At 32.0% G+C, this 23,510-nt stretch carries 19 protein-coding genes, 1 pseudogene, 1 riboswitch and 1 other annotated feature; all 20 genes and pseudogenes read left to right on the top strand.

The genetic code is table 11. The features are described from left to right. Positions 1 to 39: 39 nt before the first annotated feature. Positions 40 to 1,302 (top strand): annotated as a pseudogene (gene pnpS / locus CD127_RS06695) (two-component system histidine kinase PnpS); the annotation flags it as partial. Between the two features lie 138 nt (positions 1,303 to 1,440). Beyond that, entirely contained in the window at positions 1,441 to 4,074 is a 2,634-nt protein-coding gene (gene polA / locus CD127_RS06690; RefSeq protein WP_103366196.1) for a DNA polymerase I, read from the top strand. 15 nt (positions 4,075 to 4,089) lie between these two features. After that, positions 4,090 to 4,962: a bifunctional DNA-formamidopyrimidine glycosylase/DNA-(apurinic or apyrimidinic site) lyase gene (mutM, locus tag CD127_RS06685; RefSeq protein WP_103366195.1), complete on the top strand. Its 873-nt coding sequence runs from the start codon at positions 4,090 to 4,092 to the stop codon at positions 4,960 to 4,962. Positions 4,963 to 4,980: 18 nt separating this feature from the next. Continuing rightward, positions 4,981 to 5,586, top strand: a complete 606-nt coding sequence (gene coaE, locus CD127_RS06680; RefSeq protein WP_103366194.1) for a dephospho-CoA kinase — start codon at positions 4,981 to 4,983, stop codon at positions 5,584 to 5,586. Positions 5,587 to 5,797: 211 nt separating this feature from the next. Continuing rightward, complete coding sequence (gene gap / locus CD127_RS06675) at positions 5,798 to 6,823, top strand: type I glyceraldehyde-3-phosphate dehydrogenase (RefSeq protein ID WP_103298713.1); 1,026 nt, start codon at positions 5,798 to 5,800, stop codon at positions 6,821 to 6,823. Positions 6,824 to 7,454: 631 nt separating this feature from the next. Beyond that, positions 7,455 to 7,925 carry a transcriptional regulator NrdR gene (gene nrdR / locus CD127_RS06670; protein ID WP_103298712.1) on the top strand — a complete coding sequence of 157 codons (471 nt, stop codon included), beginning with the start codon at positions 7,455 to 7,457 and terminating at the stop codon, positions 7,923 to 7,925. Then, positions 7,926 to 9,317, top strand: a complete 1,392-nt coding sequence (locus CD127_RS06665; RefSeq protein ID WP_103366193.1) for a replication initiation and membrane attachment family protein — start codon at positions 7,926 to 7,928, stop codon at positions 9,315 to 9,317. After that, positions 9,318 to 10,238 (top strand): primosomal protein DnaI, encoded by a 921-nt coding sequence (gene dnaI / locus CD127_RS06660; protein ID WP_103366192.1) that lies wholly within the window; start codon positions 9,318 to 9,320, stop codon positions 10,236 to 10,238. Between the two features lie 307 nt (positions 10,239 to 10,545). Continuing rightward, a complete protein-coding gene (thrS, locus tag CD127_RS06655; protein ID WP_103366191.1) occupies positions 10,546 to 12,483 on the top strand; it encodes a threonine--tRNA ligase in 1,938 nt (645 codons plus the stop codon). Positions 12,484 to 12,533: 50 nt separating this feature from the next. Then, positions 12,534 to 12,709: riboswitch (Lysine riboswitch) on the top strand. 163 nt (positions 12,710 to 12,872) lie between these two features. Beyond that, positions 12,873 to 14,366 carry an amino acid permease gene (locus CD127_RS06650; protein ID WP_103366190.1) on the top strand — a complete coding sequence of 498 codons (1,494 nt, stop codon included), beginning with the start codon at positions 12,873 to 12,875 and terminating at the stop codon, positions 14,364 to 14,366. A 62-nt stretch (positions 14,367 to 14,428) separates the two neighbouring features. Then, positions 14,429 to 14,556 (top strand) — a sequence feature (ribosomal protein L20 leader region). Between the two features lie 22 nt (positions 14,557 to 14,578). Further along, the gene (infC, locus tag CD127_RS06645) at positions 14,579 to 15,106 is read left to right on the top strand and encodes a translation initiation factor IF-3 (protein ID WP_103298717.1); all 528 of its coding nucleotides are present in this window, start codon (positions 14,579 to 14,581) and stop codon (positions 15,104 to 15,106) included. Positions 15,107 to 15,133: 27 nt separating this feature from the next. Continuing rightward, positions 15,134 to 15,334 (top strand): 50S ribosomal protein L35, encoded by a 201-nt coding sequence (gene rpmI, locus CD127_RS06640; RefSeq protein ID WP_002448990.1) that lies wholly within the window; start codon positions 15,134 to 15,136, stop codon positions 15,332 to 15,334. 56 nt (positions 15,335 to 15,390) lie between these two features. Beyond that, the gene (rplT, locus tag CD127_RS06635) at positions 15,391 to 15,747 is read left to right on the top strand and encodes a 50S ribosomal protein L20 (RefSeq protein ID WP_103298707.1); all 357 of its coding nucleotides are present in this window, start codon (positions 15,391 to 15,393) and stop codon (positions 15,745 to 15,747) included. 222 nt (positions 15,748 to 15,969) lie between these two features. Continuing rightward, a complete protein-coding gene (locus tag CD127_RS06630) occupies positions 15,970 to 16,578 on the top strand; it encodes an NUDIX domain-containing protein (RefSeq protein WP_103298706.1) in 609 nt (202 codons plus the stop codon). A 14-nt stretch (positions 16,579 to 16,592) separates the two neighbouring features. Further along, a complete protein-coding gene (locus CD127_RS06625; protein WP_103366189.1) occupies positions 16,593 to 17,516 on the top strand; it encodes a hypothetical protein in 924 nt (307 codons plus the stop codon). A gap of 163 nt (positions 17,517 to 17,679) precedes the next feature. Next, complete coding sequence (tig, locus tag CD127_RS06620) at positions 17,680 to 18,984, top strand: trigger factor (RefSeq protein ID WP_103298704.1); 1,305 nt, start codon at positions 17,680 to 17,682, stop codon at positions 18,982 to 18,984. Positions 18,985 to 19,138: 154 nt separating this feature from the next. Then, on the top strand, positions 19,139 to 20,401 hold the full coding sequence (gene clpX / locus CD127_RS06615; protein WP_103298703.1) for an ATP-dependent Clp protease ATP-binding subunit ClpX: 1,263 nt from the start codon (positions 19,139 to 19,141) through the stop codon (positions 20,399 to 20,401). 161 nt (positions 20,402 to 20,562) lie between these two features. Next, positions 20,563 to 21,150, top strand: a complete 588-nt coding sequence (gene yihA / locus CD127_RS06610) for a ribosome biogenesis GTP-binding protein YihA/YsxC (RefSeq protein WP_103329347.1) — start codon at positions 20,563 to 20,565, stop codon at positions 21,148 to 21,150. Between the two features lie 172 nt (positions 21,151 to 21,322). Further along, complete coding sequence (gene hemA, locus CD127_RS06605; RefSeq protein ID WP_103366188.1) at positions 21,323 to 22,669, top strand: glutamyl-tRNA reductase; 1,347 nt, start codon at positions 21,323 to 21,325, stop codon at positions 22,667 to 22,669. Positions 22,670 to 22,690: 21 nt separating this feature from the next. After that, positions 22,691 to 23,503 carry a cytochrome c biogenesis protein gene (gene ccsA, locus CD127_RS06600; protein ID WP_103366187.1) on the top strand — a complete coding sequence of 271 codons (813 nt, stop codon included), beginning with the start codon at positions 22,691 to 22,693 and terminating at the stop codon, positions 23,501 to 23,503. Positions 23,504 to 23,510 lie beyond the last annotated feature (7 nt).

Below are 23,510 nucleotides of genomic sequence, written 5' to 3'. Positions count from 1 at the left end.
CCTGTCTCGTGGGCTCGGAGATGTGTATAAGAGACAGACTTATCACTCATTGGCATCATTGTGTTATTGGCAATTTATTTAGCGGTAAGAAGCATCAATAGAACATATATTAGACCTATTAATGAAGTTACATATGCAACCTCACTTATTGCGGATGGTTATTATCATGTTCGTGTGCCAGAAAGTAACGTAAAAGAAACGAGAGCGCTTTTTGTCACTACAAATGATTTAGCGAGACGACTTCAAAAGCTTAATAATAAGCAAAAAATGCAGTCTAATCGATTAAAAACGACACTTGAGAATATTCCAAGTTCGGTATTAATGATTGATAAACATGGAGAAATCGTTGTAGCTAATCATGCATATTATGAAGTGTTTAAACCCGGCAAAAAAGCTGAAAGTAAGGATTATACCTCTTATTTAGATGAAAAAATACAACATTTAATACTTGAAGCTTTTAGAACTGAACAACCACTTTATGATCAGATTCAACTATATATTAATGATGTGCATGAGAAATATTTTGACGTTTCTTGTATACCAATCCTTAGTAAATCTAAAAAACGTTTACAAGGTTTAGTAGTGGTTATGCATGATATTACAAATTTAAAGAAACTTGAAAATCTGAGACGAGAATTTGTAGCAAATGTTTCTCATGAACTGAAAACACCAATTACGTCAATTAAAGGTTTTGCTGAGACATTAATTGAAGGTGCTAAAAATGATGAACAATCACTTGAAATGTTTTTAAACATTATTTTAAAAGAGTCAAATCGTATTGAATCACTAGTGATGGATTTACTAGATTTATCACACATTGAACAGCAAACAGAACTTGAAACAACTTACGTTAATCTTTCAGAATTAGCTTGTAATACAATTGATAATCTACAAAATCAGGCTAGATATAAAAACATTACTATTCATTCGGAAATTGAAAAAGATGTGATTATTGAAGCCCATGAAAATAAATTAGCGCAAGTGATTACCAATTTATTGTCTAATGCGATTAACTATTCTTTTGAAGATAATAAAGTTATTGTGAGAGTTTATCGAGAAGACGTTAAAGTTAACTTGGAAATTCAAGACTTTGGTATTGGTATTGATAAAGAGGAACAAAAACATATTTTCGAAAGATTTTACCGCGTCGATAAAGCGAGAAGTCGTGATTCAGGAGGAACAGGATTAGGACTATCAATTACTAAACATATTGTAGAAGCACATCATGGTACGATTAATGTTGAAAGTCAACCTGGTAAAGGTTCATTATTCAGAGTGTCATTTATAGATGAAAAACAATAAAATATTAAGTTACCTGTTTATTTGTATAGCGCAAATAAACAGGTTTTTTAATGTTTGGATTTACTATAAAATCATTCATTCGTGATGATACAGGGAATATGCTAAAATATAATTAAATTCGTTCTGGAGGTTTGCACTTTGAATAAATTAATCTTAATAGATGGTAATAGTTTAAGTTTTAGAGCTTTCTATGCATTGCCACTGCTATCTAATAAAGCAGGTATTCATACTAATGCAATCTATGGATTTGCGATGTTGCTAGAAAAAATTATTAGAGAAGAACAACCGAATCACTTTTTAGTAGCATTTGATGCGGGAAAAACTACATTCCGTCATTCTAAATATAGTGAGTATAAAGGTGGCAGACAAAGTACACCGCCTGAATTAAGTGAACAGTTTCCATATATTCGTCAATTACTTGATGCTTATCACATTAAACATTACGAATTAGAAAACTATGAAGCCGATGATATTATTGGCACATTAAGTAAAGAGGCTGATAAACAAGGTTTTGAAACGATTATAGTAACTGGCGACCGAGATTTAACGCAATTAGCAACTGATAATGTCACTATTTATTATACGAAAAAAGGTGTTACTGACGTCGATCATTATACTCCAGAATTTATTGCCGAAAAATATGACGGATTAACGCCACATCAAATTATTGATATGAAAGGATTAATGGGAGATACGTCAGATAATATTCCAGGTGTTGCTGGGGTAGGCGAAAAAACTGCGATTAAACTTTTAAAACAATTTGAAACTGTTGAAGGTGTTTATGACAATATTGATTCAGTTTCAGGTAAAAAATTGAAAGAGAAACTTGAAAATAGTCATGACGACGCATTGATGAGTAAAGACTTAGCGATAATTAATTGTGACAGTCCTATTGAAGTGAAGTTAGAAGATACACAACTTAAGGATCAAGAAGATAATAACGATAAAATTGAGTTGTTTAAAAAGTTAGAGTTTAAGCAATTACTTGCTGACATTGATAGCGATGTTCCTGAAACTGAAGATAATTCAGATAAAACATTTGAAATTGAACCTACTTTTGACCATGTAGATTTAGAACATCTAAATGAAGCGGTGATACATTTTGAAATAGATGGTTCAAACTATTTAAAAGACCAAATATTAAAGTTTGGTTTCCATACAGGAGAACAACATATTGTTATCAATGCTGATAATATTAAAGACTATCCTGATTTAATTAAATGGCTTGAAGATGAGAATACAAGTAAAAGTGTTTATGATGCTAAGAAGACGTATGTTGCAGCTCATAGATTAGATATCGATATTAAAAATATTCAATTTGATGTAATGTTAGCTAGTTACATTATTGATCCATCGCGAACAATTGATGACGTTCGTTCTGTTGTGACGCATTATCATCAAAACTATGTTAAAGATGATATTTCTATATATGGCAAAGGTAAAAAACGTAGCATTCCTGATGATGAAGTTTTAAACACTCATATTGCTTCAATTACCGAAGCTATTCATGAATCACAACCTTTAATGTTTAAAGAATTAGAAGCACATAATCAAATAGATTTATTACAAAACTTAGAACTTCCACTTGCCCGCATTTTAGGTGAAATGGAAGAAACTGGTATCTATACAGATGTGAATGATTTACAACAAATGCAACATGAAATTCAAGAAAAATTGGATACACTTATTAGTAATATTCATGAAGCAGCTGGAGAAGAATTTAATATTAATTCACCTAAACAGCTAGGTGTTGTATTATTTGAAACACTTAAACTACCAGTTATTAAAAAAACAAAGACAGGTTATTCTACAGTAGTTGATGTATTAGAACAACTTCAAGGCGAACATCCAATCATTGATTATATTTTAGAATATCGCCAATTATCTAAATTACAATCAACGTATGTTGAAGGATTACAAAAAGTGATTAGCGATGATAAACGTATCCATACACGCTTCAACCAAACATTAGCTCAAACTGGGCGTTTGTCTTCAGTAGATCCTAACTTACAGAATATACCTATTAGACTTGAAGAAGGGCGTAAAATTCGTCGTGCGTTTAAACCAAATTCAGATGATAGTGTTATACTTTCAGCTGACTACTCTCAAATTGAGTTACGTGTATTAGCACATATTACACAAGATGAGAGTATGAAAGAAGCATTTATACATGGACGAGATATCCATACTGCCACTGCTATGAAAGTGTTTGGTGTAGAAGCGGATGGCGTAGATGATTTAATGCGTCGACAAGCGAAGGCTGTTAACTTTGGCATTGTATATGGAATTAGTGACTATGGTTTAAGTCAAAGTTTAGGAATAACGCGTAAAAAAGCAAAAGCATTTATTGATGATTATTTAGCTAGTTTCCCAGGTGTAAAACAATATATGTCAGATATTGTAAAAGATGCCAAAGCGAATGGTTATGTAGAAACGTTATTACATCGTCGTAGATATATACCAGATATTACGAGCCGTAATTTCAATTTAAGAGGCTTCGCTGAGAGAACTGCGATGAATACTCCTATCCAAGGAAGCGCAGCTGATATTATTAAACTAGCAATGGTAGAATTTGATAAACAAGTTAGAGAAACTTCATATCATGCGAAATTATTACTTCAAGTGCACGATGAATTGATATTTGAAGTGCCTAAAGATGAAATTGAAGATTTTAGTGCGTTTGTAGAAGATATAATGGAACATGCACTAGATTTAGATGTACCTTTAAAAGTAGATTCAAACTATGGCTCTACTTGGTATGATGCGAAATAGAGAAAGGAAATCAAAATGCCAGAATTACCAGAAGTTGAACATGTTAAAAGAGGTATAGAACCTTATATTAAAAATACTACGATTAAAAGTGTAACCTTTTCAAAAAAAGTTATTGAAGGAAAACGTCAAGGTAAAGAAACCATCATTAAAGGTATTAATTTAGATGGTTTCCGTTTAAATAGCGAAGGTTACACATTTAAAAACATTGAACGTCGTAGTAAATATATCGTATTTATTATTGAAAAAAATAATAATGAACGTATTTTATTAAGCCATTTAGGTATGGCAGGCGGGTTCTTCATCGTTAATCAATTATCTGAAATAACTACGCCTAATTATAGAAAACATTGGCACGTTATTTTTCACTTAGATAATGGTAAAAAACTTGTCTACTCAGACATACGTCGATTTGGAGAAATCCGTAATTTAGCTTCTTTTAATGATTATCCTTCATTCCTTGAAATAGCACCGGAGCCATTTGAAGAAGAAGCGTTCGAACACTTCAAAGCTTATTTAGATCAAAAGAAAGTGCAGAATAAGCCAATTAAACAGATGTTATTAGACCATAAAATTGTTGCGGGTTGTGGCAATATTTATGCGTGCGAAGCATTGTTTAGAGCAGGCATTCATCCTTCTCGAAAAGTTAAAGATACATCTGAACAAGAACGTCAAATGCTCTTCTATTATGTTCAAGAAGTTTTAAAAGAGGGTATTAACAATGGAGGTACTAGCATTTCAGATTACCGTCATGCTGATGGTAAAACTGGAGAAATGCAACTTCATTTAAACGTATATAAACAAAATAAATGTAAAGTATGTGGGCACGACATAGAACAAAAAGTAGTCGCAACTAGAAATAGTCATTTTTGTCCACAGTGTCAGAAATAGAAATGAGTGGTGATAATTATGCCTAAAGTAATTGGATTAACAGGCGGTATAGCAACAGGTAAATCTACAGTTTCTGAACTTTTAAGTGTATATGGTTTCAAAATTGTAGATGCGGATATAGCAGCGCGTAAAGCTGTAGCTAAAGGTTCGAAAGGCCTAGAACAAGTTAGAGCGCAATTCGGGGAGGAAGCGATTACTGAAGAAGGTGAAATGGATCGTAAATACATGGGGGAACTCGTGTTTAATCATCCTGAAAAACGCCTTGAACTAAATAAAATCGTGCATCCAATTGTTAGAGAAATTATGGAAGAAGAAAAACGTGAATATTTACAACAAGGCCATAATGTGATTATGGATATTCCGCTTCTTTTTGAAAATGACTTACAAGATACTGTAGATGAAGTTTGGTTAGTATATACTTCAGAAAGTGTTCAAATTGAGCGTTTAATGGAGCGTAATAATTTGACTGCTGAAGATGCTAAAGCAAGAGTATATAGTCAAATTTCAATTGATAAAAAAAGCAGAATGGCCGATCATGTCATTGATAACCTTGGTGACAAACTTGAATTAAAACAAAACCTTGAACGTTTATTATCTGAACAAGGATTTTTAAATAAAGAATAATTTTAATCAATGAATCTTAGCGAATCTTAGCGAAATAGAAGTTATAAACAATGACTTTTTTCGCTAAGATTTTTTTAATAACTAAAACTTATTAAAGTTATATAAAAATAAAATATTTAAATTAGTGGAAAACGCTTTCAAATTTTGATAATTATGTTACACTAATTTTATAAAGTATAACATATAAACAAACAATCAAGGGGTGCTTTAAATGTCAACAAATATAGCAATTAATGGTATGGGTAGAATCGGTAGAATGGTATTAAGAATTGCCTTACATAACGATAACTTAAACGTAGTAGCAATCAATGCTAGCTACCCACCAGAAACAATTGCACATCTAATTAATTATGATACAACTCACGGTAGATACGATAAAAAAGTAGAACCAATTGAAAATGGTATCCGTGTAGATGGTCATGATATTAAATTAGTGTCAGATCGTAATCCAGAAAACTTACCTTGGAAAGATTTAGATATTGATATCGTCATTGAAGCTACAGGTAAATTCAATCATGGAGACAAAGCAATCGCTCATATTAAAGCGGGTGCTAAAAAAGTATTGTTAACTGGTCCTTCAAAAGGTGGCCACGTTCAAATGATTGTTAAAGGGGTAAATGACGATAAATTAGATGTTCAAGAATATGACATTTTCAGTAATGCTTCTTGTACAACAAACTGTATTGGTCCAGTAGCCAAAGTATTAAATGATAAATTTGGTATTGTGAATGGTTTAATGACAACAGTTCACGCTATTACAAATGACCAAAATAACATTGATAACCCTCATAAAGACTTACGTCGTGCGCGTTCATGTAATGAAAGTATCATTCCAACTTCTACAGGTGCAGCAAAAGCATTAAAAGAAGTTTTACCTGAAGTAGAAGGTAAATTACATGGTCTTGCATTACGTGTTCCAACTAAAAATGTTTCTTTAGTGGACTTAGTAGTTGATTTAGAACAAAACGTTACAGCGGAAGAAGTTAATGATGCATTCCGTAATGCTGGCTTAGAAGGTATCTTAGATGTTGAGGATGCGCCATTAGTATCTGTTGATTTCAATACTAATCCTAACTCAGCTGTTGTTGATGCACAAAACACTATTGTTATGGGCGATAACAAAGTTAAAGTTATTGCTTGGTATGATAATGAATGGGGTTATTCAAACAGAGTGGTTGAAGTTGCTGAACAAATTGGTAATTTAATTGCTTCTGAAAATGCAGTACCTGCTAACTAATCAATAATAATAAATTTAAGCCATATCCATAGGGAAATGAATTAGACTGTCGACAAAGAATATATCTTTGCCGGCAGTTTTTATTTTTAGGTTTGTAGTTGAAGTTCTAAGATAGATGTTTACTCGTTTAAGTTGTGTCGCTTTCCTGGGGTGCTGTCTCAGCCTGTAGTCTTCGACTAGCACTGCTCCCCTAGGAGTCTTCACAACTACACTTCGTAATCTATCTTAGAACGCCTTACGCAAATGCACGCGCACTTGTGTTCAATATAAAAAACGTCAAGAGTCGCGCAACGTCATTCGTTATTCATCTTAGAACTACTTACACAAGCGTATTTCACTAATAAATAAAAGTTTATTTTAAAATTATTATGTAAACTATTTAAGTAAAATAATTTATCTGGAATATAAAGATGAATTGAATAGGATTATTAAGGGAGGGTATATTTTTTATTTTCAATATTTAGAGTGTAATGATGTGCAGTATGGTTAGAATAAATAGTTTTAATGTACATAAAATCAATTTTAGTTGAAATAAATACATATTTGGTATTTTAGCTTACAAGTCGACTTCTTTTGTCTCAATTACATTTATAGTATAATGAAGCATAATCTATTCAAGAGGGTGAAATATATGAAATGCCCAAAATGTAATTCAACGCATTCACGTGTCGTTGATTCACGTCATGCTGATGAAGCTAATGCAATTCGTAGAAGACGTGAATGTGAAAATTGTGGAACTCGTTTTACGACATTTGAACATATAGAAGTTAGTCCGCTCATCGTTGTGAAGAAAGACGGCACACGTGAACAATTTTTAAGAGAAAAAATATTAAATGGACTTGTAAGATCATGTGAAAAAAGACCTGTACGCTATCAGCAATTAGAAGATATTACCAATAAAGTTGAATGGCAATTGCGTGATACAGGTCATACTGAAATTTCATCTAGAGATATAGGGGAGCATGTAATGAATTTACTAATGCATGTGGATCAAGTATCTTATGTACGTTTTGCGTCTGTATATAAAGAGTTTAAGGACGTAGACCAATTACTTGCCTCAATGCAAGGTATATTGAATGATAATAAACGGAGTGATTCATAAATGAGTTTGCAGTCCTATGAATATGGTTTAAGTCCTCACGATGGGTTTGCAGTTTATCGTTATTTTTTCTTTAATCATAATCATTTAGATATACTCAATCGTTTATATGTGTCGCTAATTGGCACGCAAGCGATTGGTGTTTATCACTATATGAATCAATTTGTAAATGAATCAGTAAGTGAAACGCTAACACATTATACTATTATGAATGAATTAAAGGTGAATTTAATAGAATTTAGGAAATCCATGGACGCTTTAGAAGCAATTGGTTTAATCAAGACCTACGTTAAACATAGTCATGAACAATCTTTCTTCATTTATGAAATTATCCAACCGCCAACAGCATATCAATTCTTTAATGATCCTATGTTATCTGTTTATTTATACAATGAAGTAGATAATAAGCGATATAAGCGTTTAAAGGCTTATTTTGAAAAGAATGAACCTAATTTAGCAGGATTTCAACAAGTAACTCGTAAATTTACTGACGTCTTTAAAGTGCCTCAAAATAACATAAGTGTAGATTCATCTCCAATTATAAAAGAATCTACTTATTCAGGTATTGATTTATCGAATGAAACATTTGATTTTGATATGTTAAAAGAAATGTTGCAAACTCATTTTATTAGCAGTGAAATTCTTACGAAAGAAGCACGCCAATTAATTATTCAGTTAGCGACGTTATATGGCTTAACGCCTGATTCAATGAAACGCATTATTTTAAACTCGATTACAAGTGATCAACAACTTTCTTTTGAAGATATGAGAAAGCATGCGCGTTCATATTATTTAATAGAACATAATCAACAACTTCCTGAATTACAAGTGAAGACAAATGAAAGTAAACAATCATCATCTGTAAGTCAAAATGAGCATGAGCAAGAAGATAATAAAACATCCACTGATGAATGGTTTGATTTGCTAGAACAAACGAGTCCGATTGATATGCTTTCTTCATGGTCAGAATCAGAACCAACTTTACAACAAAAAAGAATGATTGAAGAATTAATAGAACGTGAAAAATTGTCATTTGGTGTCATTAATATTTTGTTACAATTTGTCATGCTTAAAAATGATATGAAACTACCTAAAACATATATATTTGAAATTGCCTCAAATTGGAAAAAGTTGGGTATTAAAACAGCACAACAAGCATATAACTATGCTTTAAAAACAAAAGAAGATAGTTCTTCTTCTAAAAGTTATAATTCAAATCAATCACGTCGACGTTATTCAAAACATCGAGAAATTGTTTCTAGAGAGAAAACGCCAAAATGGTTACAAAATAGAGGACAACAATCATCAACTAATAAGGATGAAAAAGATGAACAACTTGAGAAAGATAGAGAAGCGTTTCGTGCTCAATTAGCTCAAGACTGGGAGGAGGATTAGATGAAATCGTTTAGTAGTATTATTGGATCAAACAATGATTTAGAACAGCGAATTGCTAAGATAAAGCAACAAGTTTTAAATGATGAAGATGTTAAACAATTTTTAACACAGCATCAATCAGAACTAACAAATAAAATGATTGATAATGATTTGAACATTTTACAAGAGTATAAAGATCAGCAAAAACATTATGATGGTCATGATTATGAACATTGTCCAAATTTTGTTAAAGGTCATATACCTGAACTCTATATTGAAAATGAACGTATTAAAATAAAATATAAACAATGTCCATGTAAAATTAAACATGATGAAGCGCGTTTTAATTCTCAACTCATTACTGCTCATCATATGCAACGTGATACTTTAAACGCGAAGGTTAAAGATATCTATACAAATGGGCGTCATCGTTTAGACATTGCAATGGCGGTAAATGATATTTGTAAAAAATTAGTGAATAAAGAAAATGTTAAAGGACTTTACATCCATGGGCCATTTGGTACTGGTAAATCATTTATATTAGGTGCGATAGCTAACCAATTAAAATCTAAAAACGTTCCATCTACAATTGTCTATCTTCCGGAATATATTCGTACATTAAAAAGCGGATTTAAAGACGGAAGCTATGAGAAGAAATTGCAGCGCATTAGAGAAGCTAACATCTTAATGTTAGATGATATTGGTGCTGAAGAAGTGACGCCATGGGTGAGAGATGAAGTTATTGGACCTTTACTTCATTATCGCATGGTGCATGAACTACCAACGTTCTTTTCTTCAAATTTAAATTTGGATGAATTAGAGCATCATTTAGCTAATACGCGTGAGGGTGCCGAGCAAACAAAAGCAGCTAGAATTGTCGAAAGAATTAAGAGTTTAACGAATGCGTATTATTTAGACGGAGAAAATTTACGAAACAATTGAAATTTACAATAAGTGATGTATAATAAACTTAAATCTAAATCGTTGAAATTAATGAAGATATGATAATTTAATTCCTATTATACAGAGAGCTAATGTATGGTGTGAATTTAGCTAATATATTAAATTATTACTCCTTCATTTTAAGGTGCTGGTAATCAGTGCCCGGCTCAAGACCGTTATCTTATGCAGAGATATTTAGCGTTTGCTAAATAACTAGGGTGGTACCGCGACAAACTCGTCCCTTTTTTAGGGGGGCGAGTTTTTTTATTTTCAACGATGATAGAATTTATAATTGGAGGGTTATATAATGGATCAAATTAATATTCAATTCCCAGATGGTAATTCAAAAGCGTTTGATAAAGGAACTACTACTGAAGATATCGCGCAATCAATTAGTCCTGGATTAAGAAAAAAAGCTGTAGCTGGTAAATTCAATGGACAAATGGTTGATTTAACAAGACCATTAGAAGAAGATGGTGAAATTGAAATCGTTACACCTGGAAGTGAAGAAGCTTTAGAAGTTTTACGTCATTCTACTGCTCATTTAATGGCACAAGCTTTAAAACGTTTATATGGTGATGTGAAATTTGGTGTAGGTCCAGTTATTGAAGGTGGATTCTACTACGATTTTGATATGGATGAAAAAGTTTCATCTGATGATTTTGAAAAAATCGAAAAAACTATGAAACAAATTGTTGATGAAAATCATAAAATTGAACGTAAAGTTGTTTCTAGAGAAGAAGCGAAAGACTTCTTTAAAGATGATCTTTATAAATTAGAATTAATTGATGCAATTCCTGAAGATGAAAACGTAACATTATATTCTCAAGGTGAATTTACAGATTTATGTAGAGGTGTACATGTACCATCTACTTCAAAAATTAAAGAATTCAAATTATTATCTACTGCTGGCGCTTATTGGCGTGGCGATAGCAATAATAAAATGTTACAACGTATCTACGGTACTGCATTTTTCGATAAAAAAGAATTAAAAGCGCATTTAGAAATGTTAGAAGAACGTCGTGAACGTGATCACCGTCGTATCGGTAAAGATTTAGAGTTATTTACTAATAACCAATTAGTAGGTGCTGGTTTACCTTTATGGTTACCTAATGGTGCTACTATTCGTCGTGAAATCGAACGTTACATTGTAGACAAAGAAGTAAGTATGGGTTACGACCACGTTTACACTCCAGTATTAGCGAACGTTGAGTTATACAAAACTTCAGGTCACTGGGATCACTATAGAGATGATATGTTCCCACCAATGAAATTAGATGAAACAGAAGAAATGGTATTGCGTCCAATGAACTGTCCTCATCATATGATGGTTTATAATAATAGACCACATTCATATCGTGAATTACCAATTCGTATCGCTGAATTAGGTACTATGCACCGTTATGAAGCAAGTGGTGCTGTATCAGGTTTACAACGTGTAAGAGGTATGACTTTAAACGATTCTCATATCTTTGTTCGTCCAGACCAAATTAAAGATGAATTCAAACGTGTTGTACACATGATTCAAGACGTATATAAAGACTTCGGATTTGAAGATTATACTTTCCGCTTAAGTTATAGAGATCCAGAAGATAAAGAAAAATACATGGACGACGATGAAATGTGGAATAAAGCTGAATCAATGCTTAAAGAAGCGGTTGATGAAATGGGCTTACCATATGTTGAAGCAATTGGTGAAGCGGCATTCTACGGTCCTAAACTAGACGTTCAAGTTAAAACAGCAATGGGTAAAGAAGAAACTTTATCAACTGCTCAAATTGACTTCTTATTACCAGAACGTTTTGAATTAAATTATATTGGTAGTGACGGTGAAAACCATCGTCCAGTAGTTATTCACCGCGGTGTTGTATCAACTATGGAACGTTTCGTAGCTTTCTTAACTGAGGAAACTAAAGGTGCCTTCCCAACTTGGTTAGCACCAAAACAAGTTGAAATCATTCCTGTAAACGTTGATTTACACTATGACTATGCGAAAAATCTTCAAGACGAATTAAAATCTCAAGGTGTTCGTGTAGAAATCGATGACCGTAATGAAAAAATGGGATACAAAATCCGTGAAGCACAAATGCAAAAAATTCCTTATCAAATCGTTGTAGGGGATAAAGAAGTTGAAAATAATGAAGTAAACGTGCGTAAATACGGTTCACAAGATCAAGAAACTATTGAAAAAGATGAATTTATCTGGAACTTAGTTGATGAAATTCGTTTAAAAAAACGTAGATAATCTTGATAAAAATGGTCGCTTAATGTATATTACAAAGTAGTTAAAATAAAAAATGAGTTAGAGGTTGCAACTTTGATTAGTAACTCTTCAGAAGTTGTTATGGAACGTATGTTGAAAGAGTGAAAGGTAAAGTTGCCGAAATGAATGATAACCATAATTATCATTTGTTGGGACAGTTATCGAATAGAAACTGTACTGTCACAATTTGTGATGTGCTACCGATATAGATTAAGCAAAAGGTTGCATATCTCTAAGGTATGCAACCTTTTTTATTTCGATTTTTAATTTTACATAGTTAATAAGTAAAATATAAATTTGATAAGTTAATTATCAACACATAGCAAATAAAATGTTTCTAGCTAGCCTCTACAGAAGGAAAGGAAGCTTCTATGAGTAAAGTCGAAAATCAAGATGAGGGTATCAAACGTGGTTTGAAAGACCGTCATATATCCATGATAGCGATGGGAGGATGTATAGGTACAGGTTTATTTATGACATCTGGAGGCGCTATTCATGATGCAGGCGCACTAGGTGCGTTAATCGCATATGCTATTATTGGGGCCATGGTATTTTTCTTAATGACTTCATTAGGTGAAATGGCAACTTATCTTCCTGTATCAGGATCATTCAGTACCTATGCTACTCGATTTGTAGATCCATCTTTAGGATTTGCTTTAGGATGGAATTATTGGTTTAACTGGGTAATTACAGTAGCAGCAGACGTCACAATAGCTGCCCAAGTTATTCAATATTGGACACCTATGGCTGGTATTCCTGCATGGGTATGGAGTTGTATCTTTTTAGTTATTATTTTCGCCCTTAACTCTTTATCAGTAAGAGTTTATGGTGAAAGTGAATATTGGTTTGCTTTAATTAAAGTAGTAACCGTTATTATATTTATCATTATAGGCTTACTAACTATTTTAGGTATTATGGGCGGTAAGTTTGTTGGATTTGAAACATTCACGAAAGGTGATGGCCCTATCTTAGGAGGCAATCTTGGAGGTAGCTTGTTATCTATTTTAGGTGTATTCCTTGTAGCAGGTTTCTCTTTCCAAGGTACTGAATTAATTGGTATTACTGCTGGTGAATCTGAGAATCCAGAACGTGCTGTTCCTAAGGCAATTAAACAAGTATTCTGGAGAATTTTATTATTCTACATCTTAGCCATTTTTGTAATTGGTATGTTAATTCCTTATGATAGCAATGCTTTAATGGGTGGAGATGATAGTATCGCGACTTCTCCATTTACACTTGTATTTAAAAATGCTGGTTTAGCTTTTGCCGCTTCATTCATGAACGCAGTTATTTTAACTTCAGTATTATCTGCTGGTAACTCAGGAATGTACGCTTCAACACGTATGTTATATTCAATGAGTAAAGATAAATTAGCGTTTGATACTTTTGGCAAAACGAATAAATACGGTGTGCCTTATCTAGCATTAATTGCTACAGGTGTCTTAGTCATTGTTATTTTCTTAGTTCAAAAATTTAGTGGCGGTGCATATGAATACATCGTTGCAGCAAGTGGAATGACTGGATTTATTGCATGGGTTGGTATTGCCATCAGTCATTATAGATTTAGAAGAGCCTTTGATAAACAACATCACCATAAGAGTGAATTAAAATATAAAGCTAAATGGTTCCCATTTGGTCCGATATTTGCAGGAATTTTATGTGTGATTGTTATCATAGGACAAGACGTAGATTTCATTAAAACAGGGCACTTTGATTTAAATCGCTTTGTTATTACTTACATGGGTATTCCTGTATTCTTAGCATTTTTCATCTATCATAAGATAAGATATAAAACTAAAGTAATACCTCTTGAAAAAGTGGATTTACGTCAAGATGTTAAAATGGATGATATTAAACATCATTAAATTAAAATAATTGTTGACTTACATGATAAATGCTGATATGATAATTAACGTTGAATACGAAACGAACCAAGTAGAAACACCCGTTTCTCACCTGTAGCGACGCTTTAAGCAGTTGGCAGGTTAATCATGTCACACATTTAATGTGTATGAGTGAAGAGCGGGCGTTTTACGCCCGCTCTTTTTACTTGGAACATTTCGTAAAATTTTGGGAGGTGTCAACCATAGCAAAAGATCAAACGCAAGTTAACGAAAAAATTCGTGCAAAAGAATTACGTGTAATTGGCCAAAATGGAGACCAAATTGGTGTTAAATCTAAACGTGAAGCTTTAGAAATGGCTGAACGTGTAGAATTAGACTTAGTGGTAGTAGCTCCAAACGCTAAACCACCTGTTGCAAGAATTATGGATTACGGTAAATACAAATTCGAACAACAGAAAAAAGAAAAAGAAATGAAAAAGAAACAAAAAGTTATCAATGTTAAAGAAATTCGTTTAAGTCCAACAATTGAGGAACACGATTTCCAAACTAAATTGAAAAATGGACGTAAATTCTTAACTAAAGGCGATAAATGTAAAGTTTCTATTCGTTTCAGAGGTCGTGCGATTACGCATAAAGAAATTGGTCAACGTGTATTAGAAAAATTTGCTGACGAATGTAAAGATATTGCAACTGTTGAACAAAAACCTAAAATGGAAGGGCGTCAAATGTTTATCATGTTAGCGCCTGTAAACGAAAAATAATTCATAATTAGTAGGAGGAAATGAATCATGCCAAAAATGAAAACTCACCGTGGAGCAGCTAAACGTGTTAAAAGAACTGGTTCAGGTCAATTAAAACGTTCAAGAGCTTTCACATCTCACTTATTCGCAAACAAAAACACTAAACAAAAACGTAAATTACGTAAAGCTAAATTAGTTTCTAAGAGCGATATGAAACGCGTAAAACAATTATTAGCTTACAAAAAATAATTGTAGACGTTAAATAAGAACGATAATAAATAGTTATATCTAAGGAGGAATTTAATATGCCACGAGTTAAAGGTGGAACAGTAACAAGAGCCCGTCGTAAAAAAACTATTAAATTAGCTAAAGGTTACTTCGGTTCAAAACATACATTATATAAAGTAGCAAAACAACAAGTTATGAAATCAGGTCAATATGCATTCCGTGACCGTCGTCAACGTAAACGTGACTTCCGTAAATTATGGATTACACGTATCAATGCAGCTGCACGTAAACACGATATCAGCTATTCAAGATTAATGAACGGTTTGAAAAAAGCTGACATCAACATCAACCGTAAAATGCTTTCTGAAGTAGCTATTTCAGACGACAAAGCATTTGCTGAATTAGTATCAAAAGCTAAAGAAGCTTTAAAATAATATAAAACAGAAGATTTTCCAAGTCTTCTCATACTGTCGACAAAGGTGGCTATCTTTGTCGACATTTTTTTATAGCTTATTTACTCAATTAACTATCACAAACAGACTGCCGTTATTAAAAGGTTAAAGCGCAATGAACAAAATAGTAACTGCTTTAATTGTGGTTCGATAGATGAGTTTGATAAAATACATAACAAGAATACATTAAATAAGGAGAACAGTATGTCTAAATACGATGAACAAATTATAGTAGTCCCAAGAAAAACAATTTTCGAAGATGAAACAAATGCTTTTAATGGATTTTTATCTAAAAATGATCCTCAAGGCGATAGTATATTTAAGGCTTTACCTCACTACGAAGTAAAACGTCGTGGAGATATGGAAGAAGATCCTTCATATAAACAATTGATTTCTTATTGTTTACTTGAAAATGAAAATAATGAATTACTTGTTTATAAACGTTTAAGTGGTGGAGGAGAAGAACGATTACATGGGCAATCTTCAATTGGCGTAGGAGGCCATATGAATGATGTAGTAGGCGCACAGTCTATTAATGAAATCTTACGTGTCAATGCGCAACGTGAATTAGAAGAGGAAGTTGGCTTGTCAGAACAGAATTCACAAAATATGGATTATATAGGTTTTATCAATGATGATACTAATGAAGTTGGTAAAGTTCATATCGGAGTCGTTTTCAAAATCAAAGTCAATTCTCAAGATATAGAAGTTAAAGAAACAGATACTTTAAAAATTGAATGGGTGGAACAAGGTAAAATCGATGATTATGATAACTTCGAAACTTGGAGTGCGTTAATTTTAAAAGATTTATAAAAGGGGGCAAAATTGTGTCAGATATTATCCCTTTTCCGAAAGCACAAAATAAACTATATAACGATATAATCGAGACGGATAATCGCCAAAATTACGATAAGTTATATCAGTTGTTCGAGGATTACGAAGCGCAATATGAATTAGATGACAAATTATCTTTAATTAAATGTGATATGTTGTATCAACTTAATTCATTTTTAGAACTGCGCGAAGAGGCCATAGTTCTATTGAAAAAAGGTTTACCTTATTATGATGAACTGATGATTTATTATATCAAAGCGTTAAATGGCTTAGGACAATACTATGAAGCTATTGAAGTTATCAATCAAATCATCGATGAAGTAAAAGATCATAAAACAAGAATGGCTTTATTTCCTATCAAAGAATATGCCCAATCACAATTAAATGAAGATAAACATTTAACGAGTCAATTATTGTCTCAATTCAATACTTTAAATTTAAATGAACAAATCAAATTGATAATGAAATTAATTGATAATGGTCATTATGAATTTAAAGAAACTGTAGCTTTTTTACTTACAAATGAAGTGAAAGCTAATAATTTAAAAAGTATAATGTTAGAGTATTTACGATTTGCTGGATATGAAGAATTAATTTCGATAAATAAATATGGTTATTCTATTAGGATCAAACCTTCAGAATTAAAAGGTCTTGAACATACTGAGATGAAGAATAATGTTATACCTAAAGTGACTGAATTACTTAGTGAAGGTGCCCTCAATATTTCTAATGAAGCACATCATATCATGAATAATCATTCTATATTACTTTATCCTTTAAATATTTTTGAGTTATATAGTGAACTAGAGTGGGTAAAAACATATGAAGATTATTTTAAATCTATGATAGGTTTGGAAACAAATGAGGCTAATTCAGAGGTATTACAATTTATTTATATTTTAGATGGTCAAAATTGAGCAAATTAGTTTAATTTATATCCAATCTTCGTTAAAGTAAGGTTATTGATTTTCTTAAATAAGAGTGAGAAAAGCCCTATAAAACAATGTTTGTGTCCGTATTGGACGTGTGATATAATAGGGAAGTTGAAAAAATAAAAATGTAATCATGGAGGTATTATACATGACAGCAACTTGGGAAAAAAAGGAAGGTAACGAAGGATTATTAAAAGTTACAGTTCCAGCAGAAAAAGTAGACAAAGCATTAGATCAAGCATTTAAAAAAGTAGTTAAACAAATTAACGTGCCTGGTTTCCGTAAAGGTAAAGTGCCTCGTCCAATTTTTGAACAACGTTTCGGCGTTGAAGCATTATATCAAGATGCAGTAGATATTCTTTTACCAGAAGCTTATGGTGAAGCTATCGATGAAACTGGAATTAATCCAGTAGCACAACCAGAAATCAATGTGACTCAAATCGAAAAAGGTAAAGACTTCGAATTTGAAGCTACTGTAACAGTTGAACCTGAAGTTCAATTAGGTGATTACAAAGGTTTAGAAATTGAAAAACAAGATTCTGAATTAACAGATGAAGACTTACAAGAAGCAATTGACCATAGTTTAGGTCACTTAGCTGATATGGTAGTTAAAGAAGACGGCGCTGTTGAAAACGGCGATACAGTTAACATTGACTTCGATGGTTATGTTGACGGTGAACAATTTGAAGGTGGCCAAGCTGATGGTTACGACTTAGAAATCGGTTCAGGCGCATTCATCCCTGGCTTCGAAGATCAATTAGTAGGACTAAAAACTGGCGAAGAAAAAGACGTAGTTGTTACTTTCCCAGAAGAATACCATGCTGAAGAATTAGCTGGTAAAGAAGCTACTTTCAAAACTAAAGTAAACGAAATTAAATATAAAGATGTTCCAGAATTAGACGACGAAGTTGCTAATGAATTAGATTCAGAAGCTAACTCAGTTGATGAATATAAAGAAAACTTACGTAAACGTTTATCTGAACAAAAAGCTACAGAAGCTGAAAATGTTGAAAAAGAAGAAGCTATCAACAAAGCAACTGAAAACACAACAATCGACATTCCACAAGCTATGATTGATACTGAATTAGACCGTATGGTTCAAGAATTCGGTCAAAGAATTCAACAACAAGGTTTAGATTTACAAACTTACTTCCAAATCTCAGGTCAAGATGAATCTCAATTAAGAGAACAAATGAAAGACGACGCTGAGCAACGTATTAAAACTAACTTAACTTTATCTGCAATCGCTGATAAAGAAAATATCGAAGCTACTGATGAAGACATCGATAAAGAGTTAGAAAAAATGAGCAAACAATTCAACATTTCAGTTGAAGATATTAAAAATACTTTAGGTAATACAGACATCATTAAAAATGACGTACGTATTCAAAAAGTTATCGACTTATTAAGAGACAATGCTAAATACGTTGAAACAACTAAAGAAGATAAATAATTAATTTTCTAAATTAATATATTAAAATTTAAGTAGCAGGTGCATCAATATATGTATCTGCTACTCTATATTTTAAGCATTATAGTTGTTTACCATAAATTTGCATTGTAGAATGCTATCTAGTATAGTCGTTTAAGAATAGAGGTGTAAATGAATGTTTAAATTCAATGAAGATGAAGAAAATTTAAAATGTTCTTTTTGTGGTAAGGACCAAGATCAAGTTAAAAAATTAGTTGCAGGTAGTGGTGTATATATCTGTAATGAATGTATTGAATTATGTTCTGAAATAGTAGAAGAAGAATTAGCACAATCTAGTTCTGAAGAATTTACTGAATTACCTACACCTAAAGAAATTATGGACCACCTTAACGAATATGTTATTGGTCAAGAGAAAGCCAAAAAGTCTTTAGCTGTAGCAGTATATAATCATTACAAACGTATTCAACAACTAGGACCAAATGAAGATGATGTTGAATTACAAAAAAGTAACATCGCTTTAATCGGCCCTACAGGTAGTGGTAAAACATTACTAGCACAAACACTTGCTAAAACATTAAATGTGCCATTCGCAATTGCTGATGCTACAAGTCTTACAGAAGCTGGTTATGTAGGTGACGATGTTGAAAACATTTTATTACGTTTAATCCAAGCTGCTGATTTTGATATTGATAAAGCTGAAAAAGGTATTATTTACGTCGATGAGATTGATAAAATCGCACGTAAATCTGAAAACACATCAATTACACGTGACGTTTCAGGTGAAGGTGTACAACAAGCCTTGCTTAAAATTTTAGAAGGTACAACTGCTAGTGTGCCTCCACAAGGTGGACGTAAACACCCTAACCAAGAACTTATCCAAATTGATACAACAAATATCTTATTTATCTTAGGTGGCGCATTTGATGGTATTGACGAAGTAATCAAACGTCGTTTAGGTGAAAAAATTATTGGATTTGCCAGCAATGAAGCTGATAAATACGATGAAGAAGCTTTACTTGAACAAATTCGTCCAGAGGATTTACAATCATATGGTTTAATTCCTGAATTTATTGGTCGTGTTCCAATTGTTGCTAATTTAGAAACTTTAGATGTTGAAGCATTAAAAAATATTTTAACTCAACCGAAAAATGCATTAGTTAAACAATATACTAAAATGCTTGAACTTGATAATGTTGAGTTAGAATTCACTGAAGATGCTTTAGCAGCTGTAAGTGAAAAAGCAATTGAACGTAAAACTGGTGCTCGTGGTTTACGTTCAATCATTGAAGAAGCTTTAATCGACATTATGTATGATGTACCTTCATCTGATGATGTGGCTAAAGTAGTTATTACTGCTAAAACGATTCAAGATGAAATTGAACCGGAATTATATGATTCAGAAGGTAATTTATTAAACGATAGTAAAACATCTGCTTAATATATAATCATAATTTAAACCCAAATCGCTCTTTGAGATTTGGGTTTTTTCTTTTTTAGCCTAAAAGAAGACGGTTGAGAAATCATATAGTCTTTTAGGTTTAGGGCAAAATATATTATAATAAAACAGTTATAATAAACTTTAAAGAGAGAGGATAACATATGAATATTAATCCTAATAATATAGATTTAATTATCAGTGCAGTTCAGGAAGCACAATATCCAGAAACTGGCTTAGCCGAAGTGGCATTAAGTGGTCGTTCAAATGTAGGTAAATCTTCATTTATTAATAGTATGATTGGTAGAAAAAATATGGCTCGTACATCACAACAGCCAGGTAAGACACAAACACTTAACTTCTTTAATATTGATGATCAATTAATCTTTGTAGATGTACCTGGATATGGTTATGCGAAAGTAAGTAAGTCTCAACGAGAAAAGTTTGGAAAAATGATTGAAGAATATTTAACTAAGAGAGAAAGCTTAAAATTAGTTATACAACTTGTTGACTTGCGCCATAATCCTACAGAAGATGATGTGTTAATGTATGATTATCTAAAGCACTTTGAAATTCCTACATTAGTGATCTGTACGAAAGAAGATAAAATAGCTAAAGGTAAAGTACAAAAGCATATTAAAAACATAAAAGAAAAATTAGACTTAGATCCTGAAGATACAATTATTAGTTATTCATCAATTCAAAATACAAAACAACAACAAATTTGGGATTTAATTGCTTCTTATTTATAATAATTATAATTACTACTAAAGTTAAATATTCCAATATTATAAAAGTATGTCAATTAATGACAAAAATATGACTTTAAATTAGAATCTTTCTAATTTATTTGAGCAATCAACTTAAAATCAAAGGTATATATGTTATACTAATGGTATTGTTAGTATATGGAGGGCGTTATAAATGCATTTTATTGCTTTAAGTATAAATCATCGTACAGCCGATGTAGCACTTAGAGAGCAAGTTGCTTTTAGAAATGATGCCTTACGATTAGCCCATGAAGATTTATTTGAAACTAAATCTATTTTAGAAAACGTCATTTTATCTACATGTAATCGTACAGAAGTATATGCTGTTGTAGACCAAATTCATACTGGACGTTACTATATTCAAAGATTTTTAGCACGTTCATTTGGATTTGAAGTAGATGATATAAAAGCAATGTCAGAAGTTAAAGTGGGGGACGAAGCAGTAGAACATTTATTGCGTGTCACTTCTGGCTTAGATTCAATTGTATTAGGTGAAACTCAAATTCTTGGACAAATGAGAGACGCATTCTTCTTAGCTCAAGAAACAAATACAACTGGAACTATTTTTAATCATTTATTTAAACAAGCAATTACTTTCGCTAAAAAAGCGCATAGTGAAACTGATATTGCAGATAATGCAGTGAGTGTTTCTTATGCAGCTGTTGAATTAGCTAAAAAGGTATTCGGTAAACTTAAAAGTAAACAAGCTGTCATTATTGGTGCAGGGGAAATGAGTGAATTATCACTACTTAACTTATTAGGTTCAGGTATTTCGAACATTACTGTCGTTAATAGAACTGAAGAAAATGCAAGATTGTTAGCACAAAAACATAATGTTAAATATGATACACTTAATTCTTTACCTACTTTATTGGCTTCTGCTGATATTGTGATTAGTTCAACTAGTTCACCAGATTTTATTATTACAAAAAGCATGATGGAAGAAGCGGTAGCGCTTAGAAAAGCTACATCATTATTGTTAATTGATATTGCGGTACCTAGAGATATTGAGCCGGGTATTAACTTTAGTGATAATGTGTTTAGTTATGATGTAGATGATTTGAAAGGATTAGTTGATGCCAACTTACGTGAGCGTCAAATGGCTGCAGAAATGATTGCAGATCAAATACCTAATGAAATTCAAAATCATAATGACTGGGTTAACATGTTAGGCGTAGTGCCAGTTATCAGAGCATTACGTGAAAAAGCTATGACAATCCAAACTGAAACAATGGAAAGTATTGATAGAAAGCTTCCTAATTTATCAGATAGAGAACGCACCGTTATTTCTAAGCACACTAAAAGTATTATTAACCAAATGCTAAAAGATCCAATTAAACAGGCTAAAGAATTAAGTAATGATAAGAAAAGCAATGAAAAATTAGAGCTATTTCAAAATATCTTTGATATTGAAGCTGAAAATCCTTACGAACAAGTTAAAGCGCGTAAAGCAGAAAGAGAAAAGGAGCTTTCAGTCCGACATATCTTAAGTTTTGAATAAGCATATTAATATGGTGATAATATGCAAGAAACCCTGTTTATTAGATTTCATGAAATTATATTAGTCATATATTTAATAAGTATTCTTTGTTACTTTATAGATTTCGTTAGAAAAAGCTATAAAATAAGAGAGTTAGGTATATACACACTAGGGATTGTTTGGATATTACAAACAATCTCTTTGTCTATTTATATGACTTCCCATAGTCACATACCACTCAACTCTCTTTTTGATGTATTTTTCTTTTTGGCATGGATTATTATATCTATTTCGTTAATATTAAATGTTGTGAAAGTATTAAGCTTTTCCGTATTCTTTTTAAACGTGATAGGATTCGTCCTATTAATGATGAATACTTTCCAACCAGAACATTATTCTACGAATGGCCAAAGAGTTACAATAATTAATGAGTTACTCTTAATTCATATTGGTTTAGCTGTCCTTAGTTATGCATTTTTTGCCTTAGCATTTGTTAATGCATTGTTATATATCATCCAATATCGTAATCTAAGAGAGAAAAAATTTGACCAGAAGTATTTTAGAATTGGAAGCGTAGCTACTTTAGAAAAGATTGTGTTTTATTCATCATTAGGTGGTCTAATAATTTTAATTTTTAGTATTATATTAGGAGCACAATGGGGCTTTTATGCAGTAGGAGAAAGCATCTTTACAGACCCTAAAGTGATTCTATCTACGATCATAACAATCCTTTATAGTATTTTTATTATTATCCGACTTAATCAGTGGCTCAAATCAATTCATTTAATTTACTTTAATATTGTGTTATTTTGCTTATGTATGATTAATTTATTTTTTACAGCTCATTTCACTTAATTTTTGA

Source organism: Staphylococcus petrasii, from assembly GCF_002902565.1.
Classification (GTDB): domain Bacteria; phylum Bacillota; class Bacilli; order Staphylococcales; family Staphylococcaceae; genus Staphylococcus; species Staphylococcus petrasii.
Note: the sequence above shows the minus strand (reverse complement) of the source record. Positions and strands in the feature narration are given on the sequence as shown.